Source organism: Shewanella salipaludis (assembly GCF_012911865.1).
GTDB lineage: Bacteria > Pseudomonadota > Gammaproteobacteria > Enterobacterales > Shewanellaceae > Shewanella > Shewanella salipaludis.
Genome location: NZ_JAAXYH010000009.1, coordinates 59,659 through 79,676, shown reverse-complemented (window position 1 = coordinate 79,676; position 20,018 = coordinate 59,659). Strand labels below are relative to the sequence as shown.

Annotated in this window: 16 protein-coding genes; 2 read left to right on the top strand and 14 right to left on the bottom strand. The window is 57.7% G+C overall.

Annotated features, from left to right (window positions below):
- Window positions 1–5 precede the first annotated feature (5 nt).
- Together HC757_RS12950 and HC757_RS12945 are read right to left on the bottom strand one after the other, a co-directional pair.
- Complete coding sequence (locus tag HC757_RS12950) at window positions 6–470, bottom strand: DUF1097 domain-containing protein (RefSeq protein WP_169564799.1); 465 nt, start codon at window positions 468–470, stop codon at window positions 6–8.
- 229 nt (window positions 471–699) lie between these two features.
- Window positions 700–948 carry a glycosyltransferase family protein gene (locus HC757_RS12945; protein ID WP_169564798.1) on the bottom strand — a complete coding sequence of 83 codons (249 nt, stop codon included), beginning with the start codon at window positions 946–948 and terminating at the stop codon, window positions 700–702.
- Window positions 949–1,167: 219 nt separating this feature from the next.
- Between HC757_RS12945 and HC757_RS12940 the strand changes: the two genes are divergently transcribed.
- Entirely contained in the window at window positions 1,168–2,478 is a 1,311-nt protein-coding gene (locus HC757_RS12940) for an alpha/beta fold hydrolase (protein ID WP_169564797.1), read from the top strand.
- Between the two features lie 28 nt (window positions 2,479–2,506).
- On the opposite strand, the gene HC757_RS12935 is transcribed toward HC757_RS12940, so the two are convergent.
- The 11 genes from HC757_RS12935 to fabB form a co-directional block, all read right to left on the bottom strand.
- Complete coding sequence (locus tag HC757_RS12935; RefSeq protein WP_169564864.1) at window positions 2,507–4,576, bottom strand: DNA topoisomerase III; 2,070 nt, start codon at window positions 4,574–4,576, stop codon at window positions 2,507–2,509.
- A gap of 210 nt (window positions 4,577–4,786) precedes the next feature.
- On the bottom strand, window positions 4,787–5,035 hold the full coding sequence (locus tag HC757_RS12930) for a GlsB/YeaQ/YmgE family stress response membrane protein (RefSeq protein ID WP_169564796.1): 249 nt from the start codon (window positions 5,033–5,035) through the stop codon (window positions 4,787–4,789).
- Window positions 5,036–5,284: 249 nt separating this feature from the next.
- Window positions 5,285–6,799, bottom strand: a complete 1,515-nt coding sequence (gene purF / locus HC757_RS12925) for an amidophosphoribosyltransferase (protein ID WP_169564795.1) — start codon at window positions 6,797–6,799, stop codon at window positions 5,285–5,287.
- 158 nt (window positions 6,800–6,957) lie between these two features.
- Window positions 6,958–7,446 (bottom strand): CvpA family protein, encoded by a 489-nt coding sequence (locus HC757_RS12920; protein ID WP_169564794.1) that lies wholly within the window; start codon window positions 7,444–7,446, stop codon window positions 6,958–6,960.
- Window positions 7,447–7,561: 115 nt separating this feature from the next.
- Window positions 7,562–8,164 (bottom strand): SPOR domain-containing protein, encoded by a 603-nt coding sequence (locus tag HC757_RS12915; RefSeq protein ID WP_169564793.1) that lies wholly within the window; start codon window positions 8,162–8,164, stop codon window positions 7,562–7,564.
- A gap of 3 nt (window positions 8,165–8,167) precedes the next feature.
- A complete protein-coding gene (gene folC, locus HC757_RS12910; protein WP_169564792.1) occupies window positions 8,168–9,439 on the bottom strand; it encodes a bifunctional tetrahydrofolate synthase/dihydrofolate synthase in 1,272 nt (423 codons plus the stop codon).
- Between the two features lie 105 nt (window positions 9,440–9,544).
- Window positions 9,545–10,330: a tRNA pseudouridine(38-40) synthase TruA gene (gene truA, locus HC757_RS12905; RefSeq protein ID WP_169564791.1), complete on the bottom strand. Its 786-nt coding sequence runs from the start codon at window positions 10,328–10,330 to the stop codon at window positions 9,545–9,547.
- A 210-nt stretch (window positions 10,331–10,540) separates the two neighbouring features.
- Window positions 10,541–13,456, bottom strand: a complete 2,916-nt coding sequence (locus HC757_RS12900) for a FimV/HubP family polar landmark protein (protein ID WP_169564790.1) — start codon at window positions 13,454–13,456, stop codon at window positions 10,541–10,543.
- A gap of 178 nt (window positions 13,457–13,634) precedes the next feature.
- Window positions 13,635–14,651 (bottom strand): aspartate-semialdehyde dehydrogenase, encoded by a 1,017-nt coding sequence (locus HC757_RS12895; protein ID WP_169564789.1) that lies wholly within the window; start codon window positions 14,649–14,651, stop codon window positions 13,635–13,637.
- A gap of 14 nt (window positions 14,652–14,665) precedes the next feature.
- The gene (locus tag HC757_RS12890; protein ID WP_169564788.1) at window positions 14,666–15,796 is read right to left on the bottom strand and encodes a 4-phosphoerythronate dehydrogenase; all 1,131 of its coding nucleotides are present in this window, start codon (window positions 15,794–15,796) and stop codon (window positions 14,666–14,668) included.
- Between the two features lie 167 nt (window positions 15,797–15,963).
- On the bottom strand, window positions 15,964–17,175 hold the full coding sequence (gene fabB, locus HC757_RS12885; RefSeq protein ID WP_169564787.1) for a beta-ketoacyl-ACP synthase I: 1,212 nt from the start codon (window positions 17,173–17,175) through the stop codon (window positions 15,964–15,966).
- A 135-nt stretch (window positions 17,176–17,310) separates the two neighbouring features.
- Here fabB and mnmC1 point away from each other — a divergent pair, with 135 nt between their 5' ends.
- Window positions 17,311–19,443, top strand: a complete 2,133-nt coding sequence (gene mnmC1, locus HC757_RS12880) for an FAD-dependent 5-carboxymethylaminomethyl-2-thiouridine(34) oxidoreductase MnmC1 (protein ID WP_425313966.1) — start codon at window positions 17,311–17,313, stop codon at window positions 19,441–19,443.
- 14 nt (window positions 19,444–19,457) lie between these two features.
- Here mnmC1 and HC757_RS12875 read toward each other — a convergent pair whose 3' ends face one another.
- Window positions 19,458–19,991: an RNA methyltransferase gene (locus HC757_RS12875; protein ID WP_211164409.1), complete on the bottom strand. Its 534-nt coding sequence runs from the start codon at window positions 19,989–19,991 to the stop codon at window positions 19,458–19,460.
- Between the last annotated feature and the right edge of the window lie 27 nt (window positions 19,992–20,018).

Sequence of the window (20,018 nt, the reverse complement as noted above, 5' to 3'; positions counted from 1 at the left end):
CATCCCTAAGCTTCCGCTGTTTTCGGCTTGAGGCTGATTAATTGTGCAGTTAATAGGCTCATGCAGTAGCCAAGTAGGCCACCGCAGATCAATGCGGGTAACGTGTTGGCGAGATCGCCGCCCATGGCGAAAGTCGCGCAACAGCCGATGAAGGCCCCAGGAATGAAGGCCAACCTGCTGTAGCTCGCCTGCAGGCACATTGCCGCTGTCGCTATGCCGGTTAGAAGGTAGCCGGCCAGAGGTGAGACGAAGAAACTGCCGCCGGCGATAATCAACCAGGCCCAGAACACTCCGGATAAATTGGTACACCAAGTCATGACGACGCCCTTGAAGCCGGCATGCCCCTGGGCGAAGAAGGTGCTGCAGCCCAGGAAACCTATCCAGCTCACCAGCTGAAATACATCGGCGATACCACACCAGAGTGCGGCAAGCACCCCGGCCGAAATTGCCACTTGGCAACGATTTTCCATACTCTCCCCCGCCCATGTCGGCGCCATTCGCATTATTGTTGGTTAAATTACATCTAAATGGCGATGGAGATCCGAATCCCATCGCAGTTTTTCGCATTAATGCCCGTTTATGGCCGGGCACGCAAGCATTTTTGTAGTAAAAAAACCAAAAAAAAGACACCCCAGGTGTCTTTCAATTCCGCTAATGCTTGATGGACTCCCGCTATATTCTTGGTTTCACAGGCTTAGTTTATGGCGTATTCGCCACCGCCAGACATGACTCGGCCCAGTTACGCCAGCCACGACTGGAGATCATGTCTATCGCCGCCTGGGGCAGAGGCATCAGGAGCCGCTCGCCGGATTTATGATGTTGCTCCAGCAGAGCCTTGGCACCGCGATCGCCATTCAGGGTCAACAGCTCGGCATTGGCGCCGAAGTGGCACCTGGGAGAGAAAATATCAAAACTCGTCCCAGTATCAATGGGCCATGCCGGCATCATAGGTCGCCATGTCGATGAGACATGTCCGTCCACTAAGCCCCTTAAGGTTCTAAGCTCTAAGGCGCTAAGCTCTAAGCCTCTGGGCCCGGCCCACAGGCATTCGCTGCATCGGAGGAAGGGCAACAGACTTGCGACATCTAGACATTTGTATACAATCAGCCCATATTCCCTGGCGCTTAATCTCAGCTAAGCCGAGCCGAAACCAACCAAGGCCACAAGATGCAATCCGAAACCACCCAAGCAACACAGCTGATCACCCTCGCCGGCGTGCTGGCGCGCAAGCATAACTTCAGCTTACCTCTTGACTATAGCCAAGCGGACGGCGAACAGATCCTGGTATTCGCCAGAGAACTCACGCTGCCGGAAAATGTCGCTAAGCAACTGCCTTATCTGGTGTTTTTCCAGGGTGGCCCAGGCTTCGGCGCCATGCGACCTGCGGCCAACGGCGGCTGGATAAAGCGCGCCCTCAAGGAGTACAAGGTGTTGCTGCTGGATCAACGCGGCACCGGCCTGTCGACGCCAATCAACTACCTCAGCCTGCAGCACCTGGATGCCGCCGGGCAGGCAGAGTACCTGAGCCACTTCCGCGCCGACAACATAGTCAGGGATGCCGAAGCGATCCGCGCCCAACTCAGCCCAGGCAGCCCCTGGAGCATTCTGGGACAGAGCTTCGGCGGCTTCTGCGTGCTGCGCTACCTGAGCGCCGCCCCCGAAGGCCTGCTCGAGGCCTATATCACAGGTGGCATTCCTTCCTTGAGCCGCAGTGCCGAGGAAGTGTATCGAGCGACCTACCTGCGAGTGCTGGCGAAGAATAGAGACTTCTTCGCGCGTTTTCCCGATGCCGGGGAGCTGATAGCCAAGTTGGTGACTTATCTGCAAGACAATGAAGTACTGCTGGCCACGGGTGAGCGTCTAACGGTGGAAATGCTGCAACTCTTGGGGATCAATATAGGCATGGAGCAAGGCGGCGAGTCTGTCTATTACCTGCTGGAGCAGGCGCTGATAGAGACCCAGAATGGCACCAGGCTCAACCCGCTGTTTGCGGCCCAATTCTCGGGCATGCTGGACTACAACACCAACCCCCTGTTCGCCCTGCTGCACGAGTCCATCTATTGCCAGCAAGCGGCCTCCGGCTGGGCGGCCCACAGGGTTCGGCAGCAGTACCCTGAGTTTAACTACCTGAGCGGTGAGCCTTTCCTGTTCACGGGTGAGATGATCTACCCCTGGATGTTCGAGCAGTTCAACAACTTGAAACCGCTACAAGCGGCCGCCGAGTTGCTGGCCGCCAAGGACGACTGGCCGGCACTCTATGATGCCGGGCAACTCAAACAGAACCGGGTGCCTGTGGCGGCGGCCATCTACAGCGAAGACATGTTTGTCGAGATGCGATACAGCCTGGAAACCGCGGCCCAGGTGGGAAATCTGAAGTACTGGCTCACCTCAGAGTATGAACACAACGGCATTCGCATGGACGGTGAGCAGATCCTCGACAGGCTCATCGCCCTCAACCGCGGCGCCAGGCTCAGATGAGGCTAATCTTGGACAAGAGCGGCTAACATCAGCCCCTGGACGCCCGCTTCGACGCGGGCGTTGCTGTCTTGCCGGCAGCTACACCGCCGGATTTAGCCGGGCCTCTGGCCTTGGCTCTGCCGGTCCCCCTGGCTTTCCCCTTGGAAAAGCCTCTGCCGGCCCCCTTCCCGGAAGCCTTCCCAAACCCTTTCCCAGAGCTCAGGCCTGCCAGCGCCGTCGGCAACTGTGCCCCGGCCTGGGCGATCAAGCCGGTCAGTGACTCGACCAGGGGCTGCATGAAGGCCTGATACCGGGTTTCTTTGCGGCTGATGGCGTTCAGGCTGCTCTCCCACAGCGCCGTCATGTCCGGGCGGGTCGCACTCTCGGGCAAACTGTTGATAAGACCCTTGCCCACCTCGGTCGCCAGAATCGACTTGCCCTGACGGCATAGGAAACCGCGTCTGAACAACAACTCTATGATGCCGGCACGGGTCGCCTCCGTGCCCAGGCCGTCCGTCTCCTTGAGAATGCTGCGGATCTTGGGATCCGTCACATAACGATTAATGCCCGTCATGGCCGAAAGCAGGGTCGCATCGGTAAAATGCTTGGGGGCCTGAGTCTGTTTCTCCAGCAACTCGCCACGCAGGCAATGCAGCGCCTGCCCAACGACCAGTGGCGGCAACTGGCCGCCGAAGTCATCTTCCTTGTCCATGGCTTCCTTATCCATGACCTCCTTATCCCGGTCTTCCTGTTGCTGGCGGGCGTACAGCTGCTTCCAGCCCAGATGGGTATCCCGCCGCGCCTTGGCGCAGAAACGCCCGCCTTCTATGCCGACTTCGACCCGGGTCTCGTCATATTGATAGGCAGGATAGAACTGCGCCAGATACTGACGGGCGATATGCAGGTATAACTGGCGCTCGGCCTGGGTCAAGGCGCTCAGGTTGGCGCGCTTCTCCGTGGGAATGATGGCGTGGTGAGCCTCGACCTTCTTGTCATCCCATGCCTTGGACTTGAGCCCGGGGTCCGGTGCCATCATCCCCTCGAGCAGTTCGCCGGCACCGCCACCTATGGCCTCGAGCACCCGTGGCGCCAAGGCATGCTGCTCCAGCGGCAAGTGCCGGCTGTCGGATCTGGGATAGGTTATCAGCTTGTGGCGCTCATACAGGCTCTGACAGGTATCCAGCACCGTCTGGGCACTCATGCCGAAGCGCTTGGCGGCATCTATCTGCAACGCCGACAGGCTGTAGGGCAAGGGCGGCGGCTGGCGGCGTTTTTTCGTCTCCCACTCCGTCACCAAGGCCGGCTTGTCGGTGATCCGCTGCACCACATTCTGCGCCAAGCCAAGGGACAGCACCCGCCCCTCTTCATCCATGTAAGGCAAGCAGGCCTCGCTCGGATGCCAACGGGCACTGAAGGTGGCGCCGGCTTCTGTGTTCAGATGCGCCAACACCTGATAGAAGGGCTTGGACTGAAAAGCGGCTATGTCCTCGTCGCGGCGCACCACCAGCCCCAGCAGCGGCGTCTGTACCCGGCCGACCGACAGCACCCCCTGGTAACCCACCTTCTTGCCCTGCAAGGTATAGGCCCGGGTCATATTCATGCCGTAGAGCCAATCGGCACGGCTGCGGGCCAGGGCCGACGTCGACAGCGGAATGAACTCACGGTTGGATCTCAGTTGCCCCAGGGCGCGCTTGACCGCCTGGGGGTTGAGATCGCTGATCAACAGCCTCTTGGTCTGGTGCAGCTTGTCGCCCGTGACCCCGAGATAGGCTATCACCTCGTCCACCAACAACTGACCCTCCCTGTCGGGATCGCCGGCGTTGACCAGGCTCGATGCCTGCTTGACCAGTTTCTTCAGCACATTGAGCTGACTGCGGGTGTTGGCCTTGGCTGTCAACTGCCACTTGGCCGGCACTATCGGCAGATGCTCGAATTTCCAGGACTTGAACTCAGGATCATAGGCGGCGGGCTCGGCCTGCTCCAGCAAATGACCTATACACCAGGAGACGCAATCGCCGTTCGCCGCCTGGATGAAGCCCTCGCCCTTCTTGTGGGGCTTGGGCAAGGCATCGGCAATGGCACGGCCAAGGCTGGGTTTTTCGGCGATATAGAGGATCATGGCAACAATATACTGGATATAATTACAGTGCAATTTAGCCTAAAGCGGCCCGGGCTGCAACTCTGCTGTCAACGGCCGCGGCAACAGCAGCTACCGGCTCGTATCCTGGCCGTATCTAACAGCCAGGTTCAGACAGCATGTTTGGCGGCCATATTGAGCAGACATGTCTAACAGATTTTGTGCCCGTGCCGCCAACAGGCGAGACAAAGGTTATTTTCTGACGCTGTTATAGACGAATAACACCAGCAGTGCGCCCAGGGTTGCCATCAGTATGCCACCCAGGGTGAGTCCGCCCATGCTGCCCAAGCCGAGCAAGGCGCTGACCCAGCCGCCGACTATCGCACCTACTATTCCAAGCAAGGTGGTCATGATAAATCCACCGCCATCCTTGCCCGGCATGATCCATTTGGCCAAAATGCCGGCGATGAGCCCTAACACTATCCATGAGATGATACCCATATCTGCCTCCGAATCTAATGGTGCCGGGAATGACACCCGCGAGTCACCCTTAAAGTATTCGCCCTCAACCTCATTAGTCAAATGCCATTCACCCTGGCTTGTTGGCCCTGCTCAGACTCCGTGAACCCAGGCTCCGAGAACCTAAGCCCAGGGCCCCGGGCAAGCCATATCTGCCATCAACACCCAACAAAAAAGCCAGCTGCATAGGCAGCTGGCTTTAGGGCTAGGACAGGTTTACCCGAGGGGCCATCATGGATGGCAGACGTTATGCAGCTCCAGGTTGGTGCCTATGTCCTTGTTACGGTTCGCCTTGGCATCGTCGTTGCGCAGCTGGGTCAGGTGATCCAGGTAGGCCTGATCTACATCGTTGGTGATGTAGTTACCGTCGAAGACAGAGGTTTCGAAGCGCTTGATGTCCGGGTTTTCCATCCGCACGGCTTCGATCAGGTCGCTCAGGTCCTGGAAGATCATCCCGTCGGCGCCGATCAACTTGGCGATTTCATCCACATCGCGCCCATGGGCGATCAACTCGTTCGAGGTCGGCATATCTATGCCATAGACATTCGGGAAACGTATCTCTGGGGCCGCCGAGGCGAAATACACCTTCTTGGCGCCGGCTTCGCGGGCCATTTCGATGATCTGCTCCGAGGTGGTGCCCCGTACTATGGAGTCATCCACCAGCAACACGTTCTTGCCCTTAAACTCGGTATTGATGGCGTTGAGCTTGCGGCGTACCGACTTCTTGCGTTCCTGTTGCCCAGGCATGATGAAGGTACGGCCTATGTAGCGGTTCTTGACGAACCCCTGACGGTAAGGCAAGTCCATGCAGCGGGCGATCTCCAGCGCAATATCGCAGGAGGTCTCGGGGATGGGGATCACTACGTCGATATCGTGATCGTACCATTCCTTCTTGATCTTCTCGCCGAGCTTGGCGCCCATGTTGACGCGACTGGCATACACAGAAATGTTATCTATGCTGGAATCCGGACGGGCAAAGTAGACGAACTCGAAGATACAAGGCGCATAGCTGGGAGCCACGGCACACTGGCGGGTATAGAGCTCGCCATCGAGCGACAGATAAACCGCTTCACCCGGGGCCACGTCACGCATGACTTCGAAGCCGACGGCGTCCAATGCCACACTCTCGGAGGCGACCATGTATTCGGTGCCAGTCGCAGTCTCATGTTTGCCCAGCACCAGAGGACGGATACCGAAAGGATCGCGAAACGCCACCAACCCCTGATTGATGATCATCGCCACCACGGCGTAGGCACCACGGGTCTGGGCATGTACCCGGGCAACGGCATCGAACACTTCATCGGCGCTCAACTGCTGGCTCGTGGTCTGCTGCAGTTCATCGGCCAACAGATTGAGCAGCACTTCAGAGTCAGAGGTGGTGTTCACATGGCGACGTTGCTGCACCAAACGGGCCGTCAATTCCAGGGTATTGGTCAGGTTGCCATTATGCGCCAGAGAAATACCGAAAGGCGAGTTGACATAGAAAGGTTGAGCTTCCGAGGCACTGGAGCTGCCAGCGGTAGGATAACGCACATGGCCTATGCCGGCGTTTCCCTGCAGGCGCTGCATATGCTTGGTTTCAAATACGTCTTTCACCAAGCCATTGGCTTTACGTAATCTGAAAGCATCACGATCAACAGTCACTATGCCTGCCGCATCCTGACCTCTGTGCTGCAGCACGGTCAATGCATCATAGATGGTCTGATTAACCGATGATTGGCCAACTATTCCGACGATACCACACATGGGTAAGCTTCCTCATTGTAAGATGTTCTATTACCCGTCTCACGCGAAACCCAGATAAGCCTGTATGACCCGGGTCCAATGTTATTGCGGCGACGCCATTGGTCCTGGGTTATAGCGGCTCTGGATCCCAAGCGTTTGGGGTAAATCTGTTGTCTTTCTTATATTTTGGGTACAAAGCTGGAGGTGTTTTCCAGGTAGTCGAAGAACCACTGGATCACAACGCCAAATTCGGGCACCAATACCGAGTCCTGCCACCATCTGGCGTTAGGCGCGCCGGTAAAGGCATCCATGAAAAACAAGAGGGCGCTGACGATCAAGGCGCCCCTGATGGCACCGAAACACAGGCCCAAGAGCCTGTCGGTGCCGGATAATCCGGTCTTGGCCACGAGTTGGCCGAGCAAGTAATTGACTAAGGCACCCAAGATCAGGGTAATAATAAAAAGAATAGCAATTGCGACGCCATTGCGGAGCATTTCATCCTGCATCTGGGTCAGATGAACGGCGAGATCTTGGTAGAATTGGCTGGCGACGAAAAAGGCAACGAACCAGACCACGAGCGACATGGCTTCTTTGGCAAAACCACGGACTAGACTGATAACAGTCGATAATCCGATGACGAGTATGATAGCGTAATCAATCCAAACCATTGAGATGGTGATCCGGCATAGGCGTTAAGACGGCGCGATTCTACCAGAGACTGACCCATTTCTCACCCCCACAGAGGTAAATAAATTGTGGTCAGTCCGGGGGCGAGGTTCGCGTTCAGGTTTCCTGTGGGTTATAGGGCACGACGCGTCCCTTGAGCTGAGTGAGCTTCTCGACGGCCTGCTGCACCTTTTTCACTTTCGCTTCAGAGACATCCGGACCGACAAATACTTTGGTCAAGGCGCCATCGACAGGTTTATGTGGCAAGGTGTAGGCTGTAAATCCGGCTTTACGTAATTGATTCACCAAGGCATTCACATTGGCGGCATTCTTGAAACTGCCGAGCTGCAGGGTCCAGCCGGCGGTGAGTGCTGTCTTGGCCTGGGTCTTGAGCTGAGCTTTGGGCTGGGTCTTGGCTTGAGTCTTGGGCTGTTGCTGCTCGGGCGGTTTTTCCCTGGCTGCCGCGGCAGGGCCGTCGGTCTGCGCCTCTGCCGGCATGGGGTCTGTCACCGCCTCATCCCCGGAGGCCGACACCACAGACAAGGCTTCGAACAGTGCATCATCCGAGGTCTGTTCGGCCAGGGTCGGACGCAATGGAATTTCCGAAAATTGCTCTTCCTGCTGCGCCTTCTTGCCATCGAGGATATCGGGTAAGAAGATTACCCCCAAGGCCACCAAGACGACGGTGCCCACAAGGCGATTATGAAACTGAGTCGACAAAAGCTACTTCCCGTCCAATAAAGATTTAAATCCTGCCACAGTGTAAAAGGAGCCAAACACAATTACCACATCATCTGCAGTAATTTGCGTGTTCAGTGCCTCCCAGGCGGCCGCCAGGTCGTCGAATTCATGGGCCTCACAGGCCGCAGGCAAGGCGCTATGCAACTGCTGCGCACTGGCACCGCGCTCGCCCGACAGGCTCACCAGATACCAGGCATCCACCAACTCCAGCAGCTCGGGCAGTACCCTGGCTATGTCTTTGTCCTTGAGCATGCCGCACAGGGCAAATAACCGCCCCCCGCCCTCGAGCGCGGCCTTGATGGGATACAAGCGCTTGGCCAGGTAGCGGGCCGCATGGGGATTATGGGCGACATCGAGCATGATCAGAGGTTGCTCGCTGACCCGCTCGAGGCGGCCCGCGAGTCTGGCAGTGGCTATGCCTTCGTGTATCACCGCCGGCGCCAGCTCCGGCCAGCCCATCTCGATCACCGCAATGGCCGTGGCCGCGTTGGGCAAGGGCAATGCAGGTAAGGGAATGTCCGTGAGGCGAAAGACGCGGCCATTGAAGTCCCAGCTGTGGCCATGGGGCTGATAGCTGAACTCACGTCCGACCCGATAGGGAATGGCCCCCAGGGCAATGGCGGTCTCATCGACACTGGCCGGCAGGTCCGGCTCGCCTATCACGGCCGGGCGCTGCCGGCGGAAGATCCCGGCCTTCTCCCGACCAACGGCCTCGCGGGTGTCGCCCAGAAACAACTGATGATCCAAGTCCACCGCAGTCACCACAGAGATATCCGCATCTATGATATTGGTGGCATCCAGGCGTCCACCCAGGCCCACCTCCAGGATCACCGCATCCAGATCCGCGGCCTTGAACAGATAGAGTCCGGCCAGGGTGGCATATTCGAAAAAGGTGAGTGAAGTATCGCCCCTATGCCGCTCTATGGCCTCGAATGCCTCGATAAGGTCACCGTCACTGGCATCTTCACCCTCGATGCGGATCCGCTCGTTGTATTTGAGCATGTGTGGCGAGCTGTAGACCCCGACCCTGAGCCCGGACAGCCTGAGGATCTGCTCCACCATGGCACAGGTGGTGCCTTTACCATTGGTCCCCGCCACGGTAACCACCTTGGCGCGCCCCAGATGAGTCAGGCCCATCAGGCTCGCCACCTTGAGGACCCGGGCCAGGCCCATGTCTATCTCGGTAGGGTGAAGCGCCAGCAGGTAATCCAGCCAGGTATCGAGTGAGGCATCTTGTTGCGGGGCGTGCGGCATACTATTCCACTTCCAGTTAACAGGCTTGAGACCTGGCTCTCAGGCTATACTGCCGGGCCATGTCAGATAAGATTCACACAAGCGAGCTCGGGCGTGAACGCCGGCTCAATCCAACATAAACAGGGGACCCAGTGCCAGTTTAGGCAACTGATATTGCTCTGGGTAGGTCACATCCACCAGATACAGGCCATTGGGCTTGGCCGTGGCCGCCGCCTGGTTCCTGTCCTTGAGCGCCAACAGATCCTGCAACCAATGCAGCGGCTGGTTTCCCAAGCCGACTTCGAGCAGGGAGCCGACAATATTGCGCACCATATGATGCAGGAAGGCATTGGCCTGAATGTCGACTATGACATACATGCCCTGGCGGGTCACATTGACCCTATGGACATTGCGGTACGGGGTGTTTGACTGACAGCCTATGGCGCGAAAACTGCTGAAATCCTGTTCACCCAAGAGGTACTGCGCCGCTTCATGCATCCTGGCCGCATCTATGTCGCCATGGTAATGACTCACCCCCTGGCGCAATATGCCGGGGCGCAGGTTATGGTTGTAAATCACATAGCGATAGCGTCTGGCGGTGGCCGAGAAGCGCGCATGGAAGCTATCGTCCACTTCCTTGGCCCAGCGTACGGCCACATTGTCGGGCAGGTTGGCATTGATGCCCAGGGTCCAGGCCCCTATGCCCCGCACCGCCTGGGTGTCGAAGTGCACTACCTGGCCGGTAGCATGCACGCCGGCATCCGTGCGACCGGCACACTGAACCGAAATAGGCTCGTTGGCGACGGTCGACAGTGCCCGCTCGAGTTGTGCCTGCACCGAATCGACCTCGGCCTGGCGCTGCCAACCATAGAAGCCATGACCGTCGTATTCGATACCTAATGCTACCCGCATTGCTTATTCCTCTCACCGCACTCTGCTAATTAAGCGGCGCATTTTATCACAGCCAAAGCGGCTAATTCACCTCCCGGACAGATATTTATCGACTCCGGCATGGGGCCTGCCGCGGTTTAGGTCCGCGCCTGAGCTCAATGTGAAGTCAGGCTAGCGGCAATAAAAAACGGCACTCGGGGTGCCGTTTAGCCAAGATGCGGATTTGGCCTCTTAAGCCAGGTTTTTCAACAGGCCGGCCGCCTCTTCCTGTTGCCTTGGGTTGCCGTCGAGCTGCACCTCACCGAGCAGGGCCTTGGCACTGTCTTTGTCTTCAATCTCGATATAGGCCCTGGCCAGATCCAACTTGGCATTGACGGCATTTTCTTCATCGTCGACATCTATCATGGGGGTGTTGCCCAGTAAGGCTTCGACTTCGCCCATTTCGACCGACACATCCTTATACAGATCTGTGTCCGACAGCTCGTCGTCCGACTCATTGAGCAACTTGTCGATATCTATGAAGCCATTCTCCTTCTGGAAACTCGCCAGGGAGTCCTCGCGCTGCTCATCGGATGTCCGGCTCTTCGCCGACTCTCTGGCATCCAGTGCCGCCAACGCCTCATCGACGGTTAGGCTTGACTCCCCCATGGAGGCGAAGCTGTCTTCCGGGGCCAATGCCTCGTCATAGTCCAAATCCGAGTCAAAATCTGAGCCCAGATCTGAGTTCAGCGCCGAGTTGCCGGCGAAGGCCGCCAGCAGATTATCGTCACTGATGTCTATCTCATCGCGCTGCGCCGCGGACGGCGTCGGCTCCAAAGCGGATTCCCACTCCAACACCTGGGCTTCCTTGGCCTTGTTGGCCTTGAGATCCTTGAAGAAACCACTCTCCTTGGCCTTGGCACTCACGGCTGGGCCAGCCGTATCCTTGACCTCATCCATCTGCGCGAAGGTGGCATTGAGCTCAGTCTCTATGTCGAAGTCGCTGTCCTCATCCGGCAGTTCCTGCTCCGGCACATCGAACTGGGCCAGCAGCGCCTTGAGATCCGCATCCTCCGCCGCCTGCAGCGCTTCGATAGGCTCATCCAGGGCGGCAAAGTCAGCGACGGCAACGTCTTCGACCAGCGACGCCTGCGTCTCGGGCTCGGTCCCGAATTCGGCCAACAAGGCGTCGAGATCTTCCTCCTCATCCAGGACCACATCTGTCGCCAGTTCGGCGGCGATGGCATCGCTCAGCTCGGATGACGTAAATTCCAATGGCTCGGGCGACTGGGGTTGCTGCCCGGTTTCTTGTTCTGCTGCCTCGGCTACAGGATCGGTTGCTACGGGCTCGGCTGTTGTAGACTCAACGGCTGCAGGAGCCAAGCCGGCCAACAAGGCGTCGAGATCCTCATCCTCGTCCAGGACCACATCTGTCTCCAGCTCGGCGGCAATGGCATCGCTCAGCTCGGATGACTCGAATTCCAACGGCTCGGGCGCCAGCGGTTTTTGCCCGGATGCCTCGGCTTCGGCCGCTGCAGGCGCTGTTGCAGGGGCTAGGCCGGCCAACAAGGCATCGAGATCTTCATCCCCCACCCCTTGACCAAGTTCGGCGTCGCCGAGCTGCACGTCAATGGCATTGAGGCTATCTTCTGTCTCGTCGAGTTCATCGAACAGGGCTCCAAGCTCCATGTCCAGATCATGTGCGGCTGCCGGTGCTGCACTTTTTATTTCGCTTTGGATCTCGCTTTCGGCCGCGCTCCCTGCTGCAGTGTCTGCCTGACGATTAGCGTCAGCCTCAACTTCAGCGACGGCTTGGTTATCTATGCCGGCATCCTCATCCAAACCGGCCAACAGGGCATCCAGATCGTCGGCATCATCCGGCTCGGCGGCATCCGCCTCTTCCTGCTCACCCATGGCTTCCGCCCAGAGATCATCGAGGGACTGGCCTTCGTCTTCGGCAAACAAGCCATTCTCGCCCGTGTCGATAAAGATGTCGGCGTCCATATCCGGCTCATCCAGGGGATCCAGCTTCATCTCGTGGGTCGAGTCGAAACTGCCCACTTCCAGCAGCGAATCGATAGGATCTTCATCGTCGGTATCCAGATGGACAGAGGCATCTTCTGCCCCTGTGGCTGTTATCGCCCCTGCGGCCGCGGCTGTGGCCGTCATGGCCACGGGCGCTCCCATCCCGGCCTCAACGACTGGACGTTCGCGGCGACGCCCCAACCACCAGAATACCAATCCCAGCAGCAACAAGGCGGGGATGATGGCCCCCAACGCCAACAACCAGGGGCTATCCATCAGGGTGCGCCAGGTATTGGCAGGGGCAGCCGGCTCGCTCGCAGCCGCATTTTGCTGTTTCAGGCCGTCGTTTTCCGTCTGCAACTGTGCATTCAACTGCTTGCTGGCCGTCAAGGCCTGCTCCAGCTCCGCAATGCGCTGTTCCAGGGTTGTAACCTGGCCCTGGAGGGTTTCTATGTCCGTGCCCCGCACCAGCATTTCGTCTTGCAGGCGTGCAAGCTCGTCGGTCAGGGAGAGGTTCTTGCTGTCGGCAGCCTCCAGGCGCGATACCAGCTCCTGATTGACTTCTGTGTTCGGTTTGCCCTTGCTGGCCACAGCTGGTGGTGCTATCTGCACCTTGGCTGGCCTGGCCTCGGGCTCATGCGTCGCCGTTGCGGCTGGCGTTTGAGTCGCGGCCGTGCTTTCCGCTTGTATGTCTTTTGTTATGTCTTTTGCTATGTCTTTTGATATGGCATCGACTCGAGTCGTTCGAGTGATAGCCTGGCCGTCGTCACGCTCGGCCCTTTGCTTGGCTGCTGCCTTGGGGAATGACGCCATCACTTCTTTCGAAGGGATGAGCAATATCATGCCGCGTTCCAGACTGTTGTAATTGTTGTTGCTGAAGGCGTGTGGATTGGCTTCATAGATGGCCGCCATCACCTGATACACGCTGACACTCTTATCCGGGCGCATCTTCTGGGCTATGCCCCAGAAGGTATCGGCCCCCGTCGTGGGTCCATATTGACGATTTGGCTGCCGCGTTTGGCCATCTGGTCCGGTAATTCTGAGGGGCTCGGCGGCATGGACGGAATAGCTGAGTGGAGAAGCAGAAAAAACCAACAAGGCAGCGGCCATCAGGCCAACACGGTATGAAGTGCAAAAAGTCATCAATTCTTCCCTTTCAAGCGCTATTAGGTTGTCAAGCGACAACAGGCTTTAGGCTATTGTATTTATTAGAATTACTATAAACCAGAAATCTCTGGCCTGCTACTGTTCACAATTGTAAAACAAAAAAAGCCTGCTGGCTGCAGGCTTTTAGACTAAATCCGTCGATAGGAGGACGAAATCAGTAATAATCGCGGACCAGGATCTCGGCGATTTGCACACTGTTCAAGGCGGCGCCCTTGCGGATATTGTCCGACACCACCCAGAGGTTAATCCCATGGGAATGGGATATGTCCTTGCGTACCCGCCCCACATAGACAGGATCTGTCCCTGCACCCTCGGTCACCGCCGTGGGGAACTCGTCATCGGATTCGAACAGCACGACGCCCGGGGCGTCACGCAACAGCGCCTTAACATCTTCGGCATCCACGGCTTGGCGCGTCTCTATGTGAACGGCTTCGGAGTGGCCGTAGAATACAGGGACCCGCACCGCAGTGGCGTTGACTGTGATCTCGTCATCACCGAAGATTTTCTGGGTCTCCCAGAGCATCTTCATTTCTTCCTTGGTGTAACCGTTATCCATGAACACATCGATCTGCGGCAAGGCGTTGAAGGCGATCTGCTTGGAATACACTTCGGCTTCGGTCGGTAAGCCCTGGAGCAATTTAGCACATTGCTTGGCCAACTCTTCGATGGCCTTCTTGCCCGTACCGGACACGGACTGGTAGGTGGCCACGTTGATCCGCGAAATGCCGAAGGCATCGTAGATGGGCTTGAGCGCGACCAACATCTGTATGGTCGAGCAATTCGGGTTGGCTATGATGTTACGGTTACGGAAATCGGCGATGGCATGGGGATTCACCTCGGGCACCACCAAGGGGATATCTATGTCGTAGCGGAAGTGAGAGGTGTTGTCTATGACCACACAACCTGCTTCGGCCGCTATCGGTGCCCATTTTTCCGACACGCTGCCGCCGGCCGAGAAGAAACCTATTTGCGCCTGTGACCAGTCGAAACTTTCCACGTCCAGAATTTCCACCTGTTTACCGTGGAAGCTGACGGTTTCACCGGCACTGCGGCTGCTCGCCAATGGGTATAAGTTGGCAACCGGGAAATTACGCTCTTCGAGGATCTCTATCATGGTTTGACCCACTGCGCCCGACGCACCTAACACGACAACGTTAAATTCTTGAGACATTGCTTCTGACATAGTTACCGACCGACTCCTGAAAATCCTAATTTGAACAACCAATCTACCTCAGATTGCCCCTGGTATACCAGCGTCAAGGCGCTAAATTCACGCCTATGGCGATGATTTTTTCTCATCTGATCGAAGCCCTGTTCATCGGCGAAGTGCTTGCGGAACAACTCATCGTCATCGCGCAGGTCATAGACCAGGCGCGCCAGCTGCAGCAAGCCGCGCTCATCCGGCATGGCCGTCAGGGCGAGACTGTCGACGGCGAAGCTGGGCAACAGCTTGCCCAGGGATTTATCGGCGGCAAGATTTAGCAATTGGCATAGGCGCTGATACAACATGAAAGTGCCGCGGGCCTTGCCTTCCAGGCTATAACCTGCGATATGCGGCGTGGCAAACTCCACCAAAGGCACCAATTCGGCCATGGGACGAGGCTCACCTTCCCACACGTCCAGGACCAACTTGAGATCTTGTCGCTGCTGCTTGACCCGGATAAGTGCGCGGTTATCTATGACCTCGCCGCGACAGCAGTTGAGCAGCCAAGCCCCGGGCTTCAGGCACTTCAGCCTGGCTTCATCGAACAGATAGTGGGTCTTATGCTCACCCGTCTTGATGATGGGAACATGCAGACTGATGACGTCTGCCTCGGTGAGCAGCTCATCCAAACCGATGAACTCACGCTCGTCCCCGCTCTGTGCCAACAGGGGATCGCACAATAAGACCCGCACCCCATAGGCCTTGAGGCAGTTGGCCACCGCGGTGCCGGTGTTGCCCGCCCCCACTATGCCGACCGTCTTGTGCTTGAGGGTTTCGCCGAAACGCTGCGCCAATTCCAGCATGGCGATGAAGGCGAACTCGCCGACGGCGATGGCATTACAGCCGGGGGCGTTGGCGAAGGGAATAGCCCGTGAGGCCAGATAATCGAGATCGATATGATCTGTGCCTATGGTGGCACTGCCAACAAACTTGAGGCGGCTGTTCTGCGCCAGCAAGGCGGCATCGACCCGGGTGACGGAACGCACCAGGAGTATGTCGGCATCTTTGACTTGCTCCGGGGTCAGGCTACGGCCATTGACCGCCACTATCTCGCCCAAGTCGGCGAACAAGGGCTCGACATAGGGCATATTTTCATCGACAAGGATCAGCATTTGACGTCCTGCAAACAGGGATGGGCGATTGATGCCGGGCATTCTAGCAAGCTTGCGAGTTAAAATCCTGCCGGTCGTTTGCCTCTGGCTCAAATACGGCCCCAAAAGCGCAATAAAAAAGGGAAGCTAAGCTTCCCTTCTCGGTTGGTCGATGCAACATCCATCTGTTATTTGTACTTACGCATCACCAGAGTCGCGTTGGTGCCACCGAAACCGAAGCTGTTGCTCATCACTGTGGTCAATTCGGTATCGCGATATTCCCTGACGATAGGCATGTCTTTGGCTGCCTCATCCAGGTTATCTATGTTGATGCTGGGGGCGATGAAGTTATTTTCCATCATCAGCAGGCTGTAGATGGCTTCATGTACCCCGGCGGCGCCCAAGGCATGCCCGGTCATGGACTTGGTCGAACCTATGGGTGGCACCTTGTCTTCGAAGACGGCACGCAGGGCTTCGAGTTCACGCACATCCCCGACGGGAGTCGAAGTGCCGTGGGTGTTGACATAATCTATGGGGGTGTCGACATCGGCCATGGCCATCTGCATGCAGCGCACTGCGCCTTCGCCCGATGGTGCAACCATGTCGTAACCGTCGGATGACGCGCCATACCCTATGATTTCGGCGTAGATTTTTGCGCCGCGAGCCAGGGCATGCTCCAATTCCTCGACCACTACGATACCGCCACCACCTGAGATCACGAAACCATCACGGTCGGCATCATAGGTACGGGACGCTTTCTCAGGGGTGTCGTTGTACTTGGTCGACAGGGCGCCCATGGCATCGAATCCCATGGTCAGGGTCCAATCCACTTCTTCGGCACCACCGGCAAATACCATGTCCTGCTTGCCCATCTGGATGAGTTCGACGGCATGGCCGATACAGTGCGCACTGGTGGCACAGGCAGAACTGATGGAATAGTTCATGCCTTTGATCTTGAATGGCGTGGCCAAACAGGCACTGGCGGTGCTCGACATGATACGAGGGACAATGTAAGGACCGACGCGCTTGACACCTTTGCTGCGCAGGGTATCGGCGGCTTGTACCTGATTGGATGAAGAAGCGCCGCCGGTGCCGGCGATCAGCCCGACTCTGGGGTTGGAGTATTGCTCTTCAACCAGGTTGGCATCGGCTATGGCTTCCTGCATCGCCAAATAGGCATAGGCTGCCGCATCGCCCATGAAACGCAACGCCTTGCGATCGATAAGCTCCGCTGGGTTTAACTTGATATTGCCCCATACCTGGCTGCGAAGCTGCATCTCCTCAAACTGATCTGAGTGAGTAATACCGCTGCGTCCGGCTTTGAGTGAATCTGTCACTTCTTGCTTGTTATTACCGATACTTGAAACAACGCCAATTCCGGTTATCACGACTCTTTTCATTTCTGCTTATCCATTTTGTACAAGTAGTACCTATTTTCACTGAGCCAATAATATCTGCTTTAGTGCAATTAAGTGGTCAGCTTTCCATAAAGGCAGGTAAAATAATGCCAATTATGCGACCGAGAGTAAAATGCTTTGACTGTTCCAGCCGATAAAGCCACCCATCATAAGCCCGAACATAACAAACCCGCCCATGTCTATCCAGCAACTTATCGCCGGGAACAGAGCGGCATGGGCATATTTTGGCGCCGGTTACTCGAGCAGTTGCCCAAGGCCGGCAAGGCGCAAAGCAAGATGCCAACACGGGTGTTAGCCCAATTGGGACTGGGTTCCGGGGACGAACTCCTGGGGCTGTGGCACGCGCAGCGCCAACTGAAGACAAACGCGCGTCTGCAGCTGGCGGTATTTGAATCCGAGGCCATAGACGCCACCTGGCTGCAACGGCACTGGGAAGATGCCGGCATCCTAGCCACGGAGCGCACGCCGGCCGCCGCTGGACAAGAGCCTCACCCCTGGTCGCCGCTGGCCGAGCAGTTCATCAGGGCCTGTCCCGCAAGGATTATAGGCTGCCAGAGATTAAGTTTTGATGACGGCCGCTTCATTGTCGATCTGCATTTCGGCCCCTTGCTCGCTTCCCTGTCCACGCTGGCGGTGCAAGATACCGGGCTCATACATGAGTGGTTTATCCATCCCCAATGCCTGGACTCAAACCGGCACGAGAAACTGTTGTGGCAGATGGCCAGGGTCAGCCGCGATGACGCCAGGCTATGGCATGCCGCCGGGCCGGCATCCTCTCCAGCCACAGGGCTGGCTGATTTGGCCGGCTTGGCCAGAAAAACCGGCTTCGCCCTGGTCGACATAGCCCAGGTGTCCCAGGCTCTGGCCCCCGACGCGCCTGAGCCAACACCAATGCCGGCAAGCGACCCAGGCCAGGATACCATCGCCCTGCAGGAGCGCCGGGCCCTCAGACATCAAACCCGAACGCACCAGGGCTTCTGCCCCCTGCCGACGGCCGGGCCATCCCATTCCCCCATAGCCATCATAGGGGGCGGGCTCGCCAGCGCCCACCTGGCGTTATCCCTGGCCGAACGCGGCCAACCGCTGACCCTATTCTGTCAGGATGCCGCCCTGGCCCAGGGCGCATCGGGCAACAAGCAAGGCGCCATCTACCCGCTGCTGACGCCGGAAAATGGCCCGCTGAGCCGTTTCTTCCAACAGGCCTTTCTCTTCAGCCGCCGCCGTTTGCAGCAGCTGCTGGATGCAGGTTATCCCATAGCCCATGATTTTTGCGGTGTGCTGCAAACCGGGCACGATGACCGCAGCCAGGCCAGGTTGGACAAGATAATCCAGGGCCAGGACTGGCCGGCGGAAATCGCCACAGCCGTCACAGCAACCGAGGCCAATGCCATAGCCAAAGTGAGCCTGGACAAGGCCGGCTTTTTTTATCCCTTGGGGGGCTGGGTCAGTCCGGCGCAATACACCCGGGCGGCGCTGGCACAGGCGGCGCGCCTGGCCCGGGTCGAACAAAGACTGAACACAGAGATCCAGCGGCTGGAATATAAGGATGCGGCCTGGTATCTGCACTCACACAGACACACCTTTGGCCCCTTCGCCCGGGTCATCCTGGCCGGCGGCGCTCAGCTGACCCGACTCGAACAGACAAAGTCATTACAGATCAGCGGTTTTCGCGGTCAGGTCAGCCATATTCCCGGCCGTCCCAAGCTGAGTAAGTTGGCGACCGTGCTCTGTGCCAACGGTTACCTGACGCCACTCGACGACAACTTCCACTGCATGGGTGCCAGCTATGTCAAAGATGCCCCCAACCTGGACTACAGCCCGGCGGAGCAATTGGAAAACCTGCATAAAATGCAGCACAGTTACGGCAACAAGCCTTGGGTAGAGGAAATGGATATCCGCGGCCATGCGGCCAGGGTTGGAGTGCGTATGGTCACCCGGGATCATTTCCCCATGATGGGCTGCGCACCGGATGTGGAGGCGATTCTCGCCGCCTACGGGCAACAAGAGCACACCAATGAGCGGCGCCATGACTCGCAACACCAATGGCAGACCAGGCCGGCGCCGATACATACGGGTCTCTATGTGCTGGGTGGGCTGGGCTCACGCGGCTTAAGCTCAGGGCCACTGGCGGCCGAATGCCTGGCGGCCCAGTTATGTGGTGAGATCCCGCCGCTGGATTACCCCAGCCTGGCGCTGCTCAATCCCAACCGCATGTGGATGCGCAAGTTGCTCAAGGGCAAGGCGCTCTAAGCGCCAATGGGCACTCATGCGCGTTGCGGCTTGACCCTGACTCTGTTGTTGTTGTCGCGGCTCTGGCGAATGAGGGCATCGCCGGCGATCATCTGACTGGACTTGGCCAACCTGTCGTATAAGAGCACGTTGACCGAGGCGGCCAGGTTCATGCAGCCGACCGTTGGCACATAGACCACGGCATCGGCCCTGTCTATCAGCTGCTGACCTATGGTGCCGTCCTCTGGGCCAAACACATAGAAGGCATTCTGCGGATGTTCGAACTCGGGTAACGGCGTCGCCCCTTCCACCAAGTCGACACAGATAAGCTTGGCATTGGCAGGCATGTGCTCCAACAGGCAGTTCACCCCCGTCAGTGGAATGCGCTTGGCCGCCGCCTTGGTGTCGACCTGATACTGCGCCTCTCCCGACTTGGCCGCCAACTCGTAGCGCCTGCCGGTATAAAACACTGAATCGACCCGATAACAGCCACTGGCACGCATGATGCCGTCGACGTTCACCGGGGTCTTGGGGTTGACCAGGCCTATGCTGACATGGGGTTTGTTCATTATCACAGGCCCGTATGAGTGAATATG

Coding starts and splice junctions, on each gene's coding strand:
- truA (WP_169564791.1), bottom strand. CDS start 10,330: ATGCGGGTAGCATTAGGTATCGAATACGACGGTCATGGCTTCTATGGT.
- HC757_RS12945 (WP_169564798.1), bottom strand. CDS start 948: ATGATGCCGGCATGGCCCATTGATACTGGGACGAGTTTTGATATTTTC.
- HC757_RS12920 (WP_169564794.1), bottom strand. CDS start 7,446: ATGGTTTGGATTGATTACGCTATCATACTCGTCATCGGATTATCGACT.
- HC757_RS12935 (WP_169564864.1), bottom strand. CDS start 4,576: ATGATCCTCTATATCGCCGAAAAACCCAGCCTTGGCCGTGCCATTGCC.
- HC757_RS12875 (WP_211164409.1), bottom strand. CDS start 19,991: ATGAACAAACCCCATGTCAGCATAGGCCTGGTCAACCCCAAGACCCCG.
- folC (WP_169564792.1), bottom strand. CDS start 9,439: ATGCCGCACGCCCCGCAACAAGATGCCTCACTCGATACCTGGCTGGAT.
- HC757_RS12890 (WP_169564788.1), bottom strand. CDS start 15,796: ATGCTGATCCTTGTCGATGAAAATATGCCCTATGTCGAGCCCTTGTTC.
- purF (WP_169564795.1), bottom strand. CDS start 6,799: ATGTGTGGTATCGTCGGAATAGTTGGCCAATCATCGGTTAATCAGACC.
- HC757_RS12900 (WP_169564790.1), bottom strand. CDS start 13,456: ATGACTTTTTGCACTTCATACCGTGTTGGCCTGATGGCCGCTGCCTTG.
- HC757_RS12930 (WP_169564796.1), bottom strand. CDS start 5,035: ATGGGTATCATCTCATGGATAGTGTTAGGGCTCATCGCCGGCATTTTG.
- HC757_RS12895 (WP_169564789.1), bottom strand. CDS start 14,651: ATGTCTCAAGAATTTAACGTTGTCGTGTTAGGTGCGTCGGGCGCAGTG.
- fabB (WP_169564787.1), bottom strand. CDS start 17,175: ATGAAAAGAGTCGTGATAACCGGAATTGGCGTTGTTTCAAGTATCGGT.
- HC757_RS12950 (WP_169564799.1), bottom strand. CDS start 470: ATGGAAAATCGTTGCCAAGTGGCAATTTCGGCCGGGGTGCTTGCCGCA.
- HC757_RS12940 (WP_169564797.1), top strand. CDS start 1,168: ATGCAATCCGAAACCACCCAAGCAACACAGCTGATCACCCTCGCCGGC.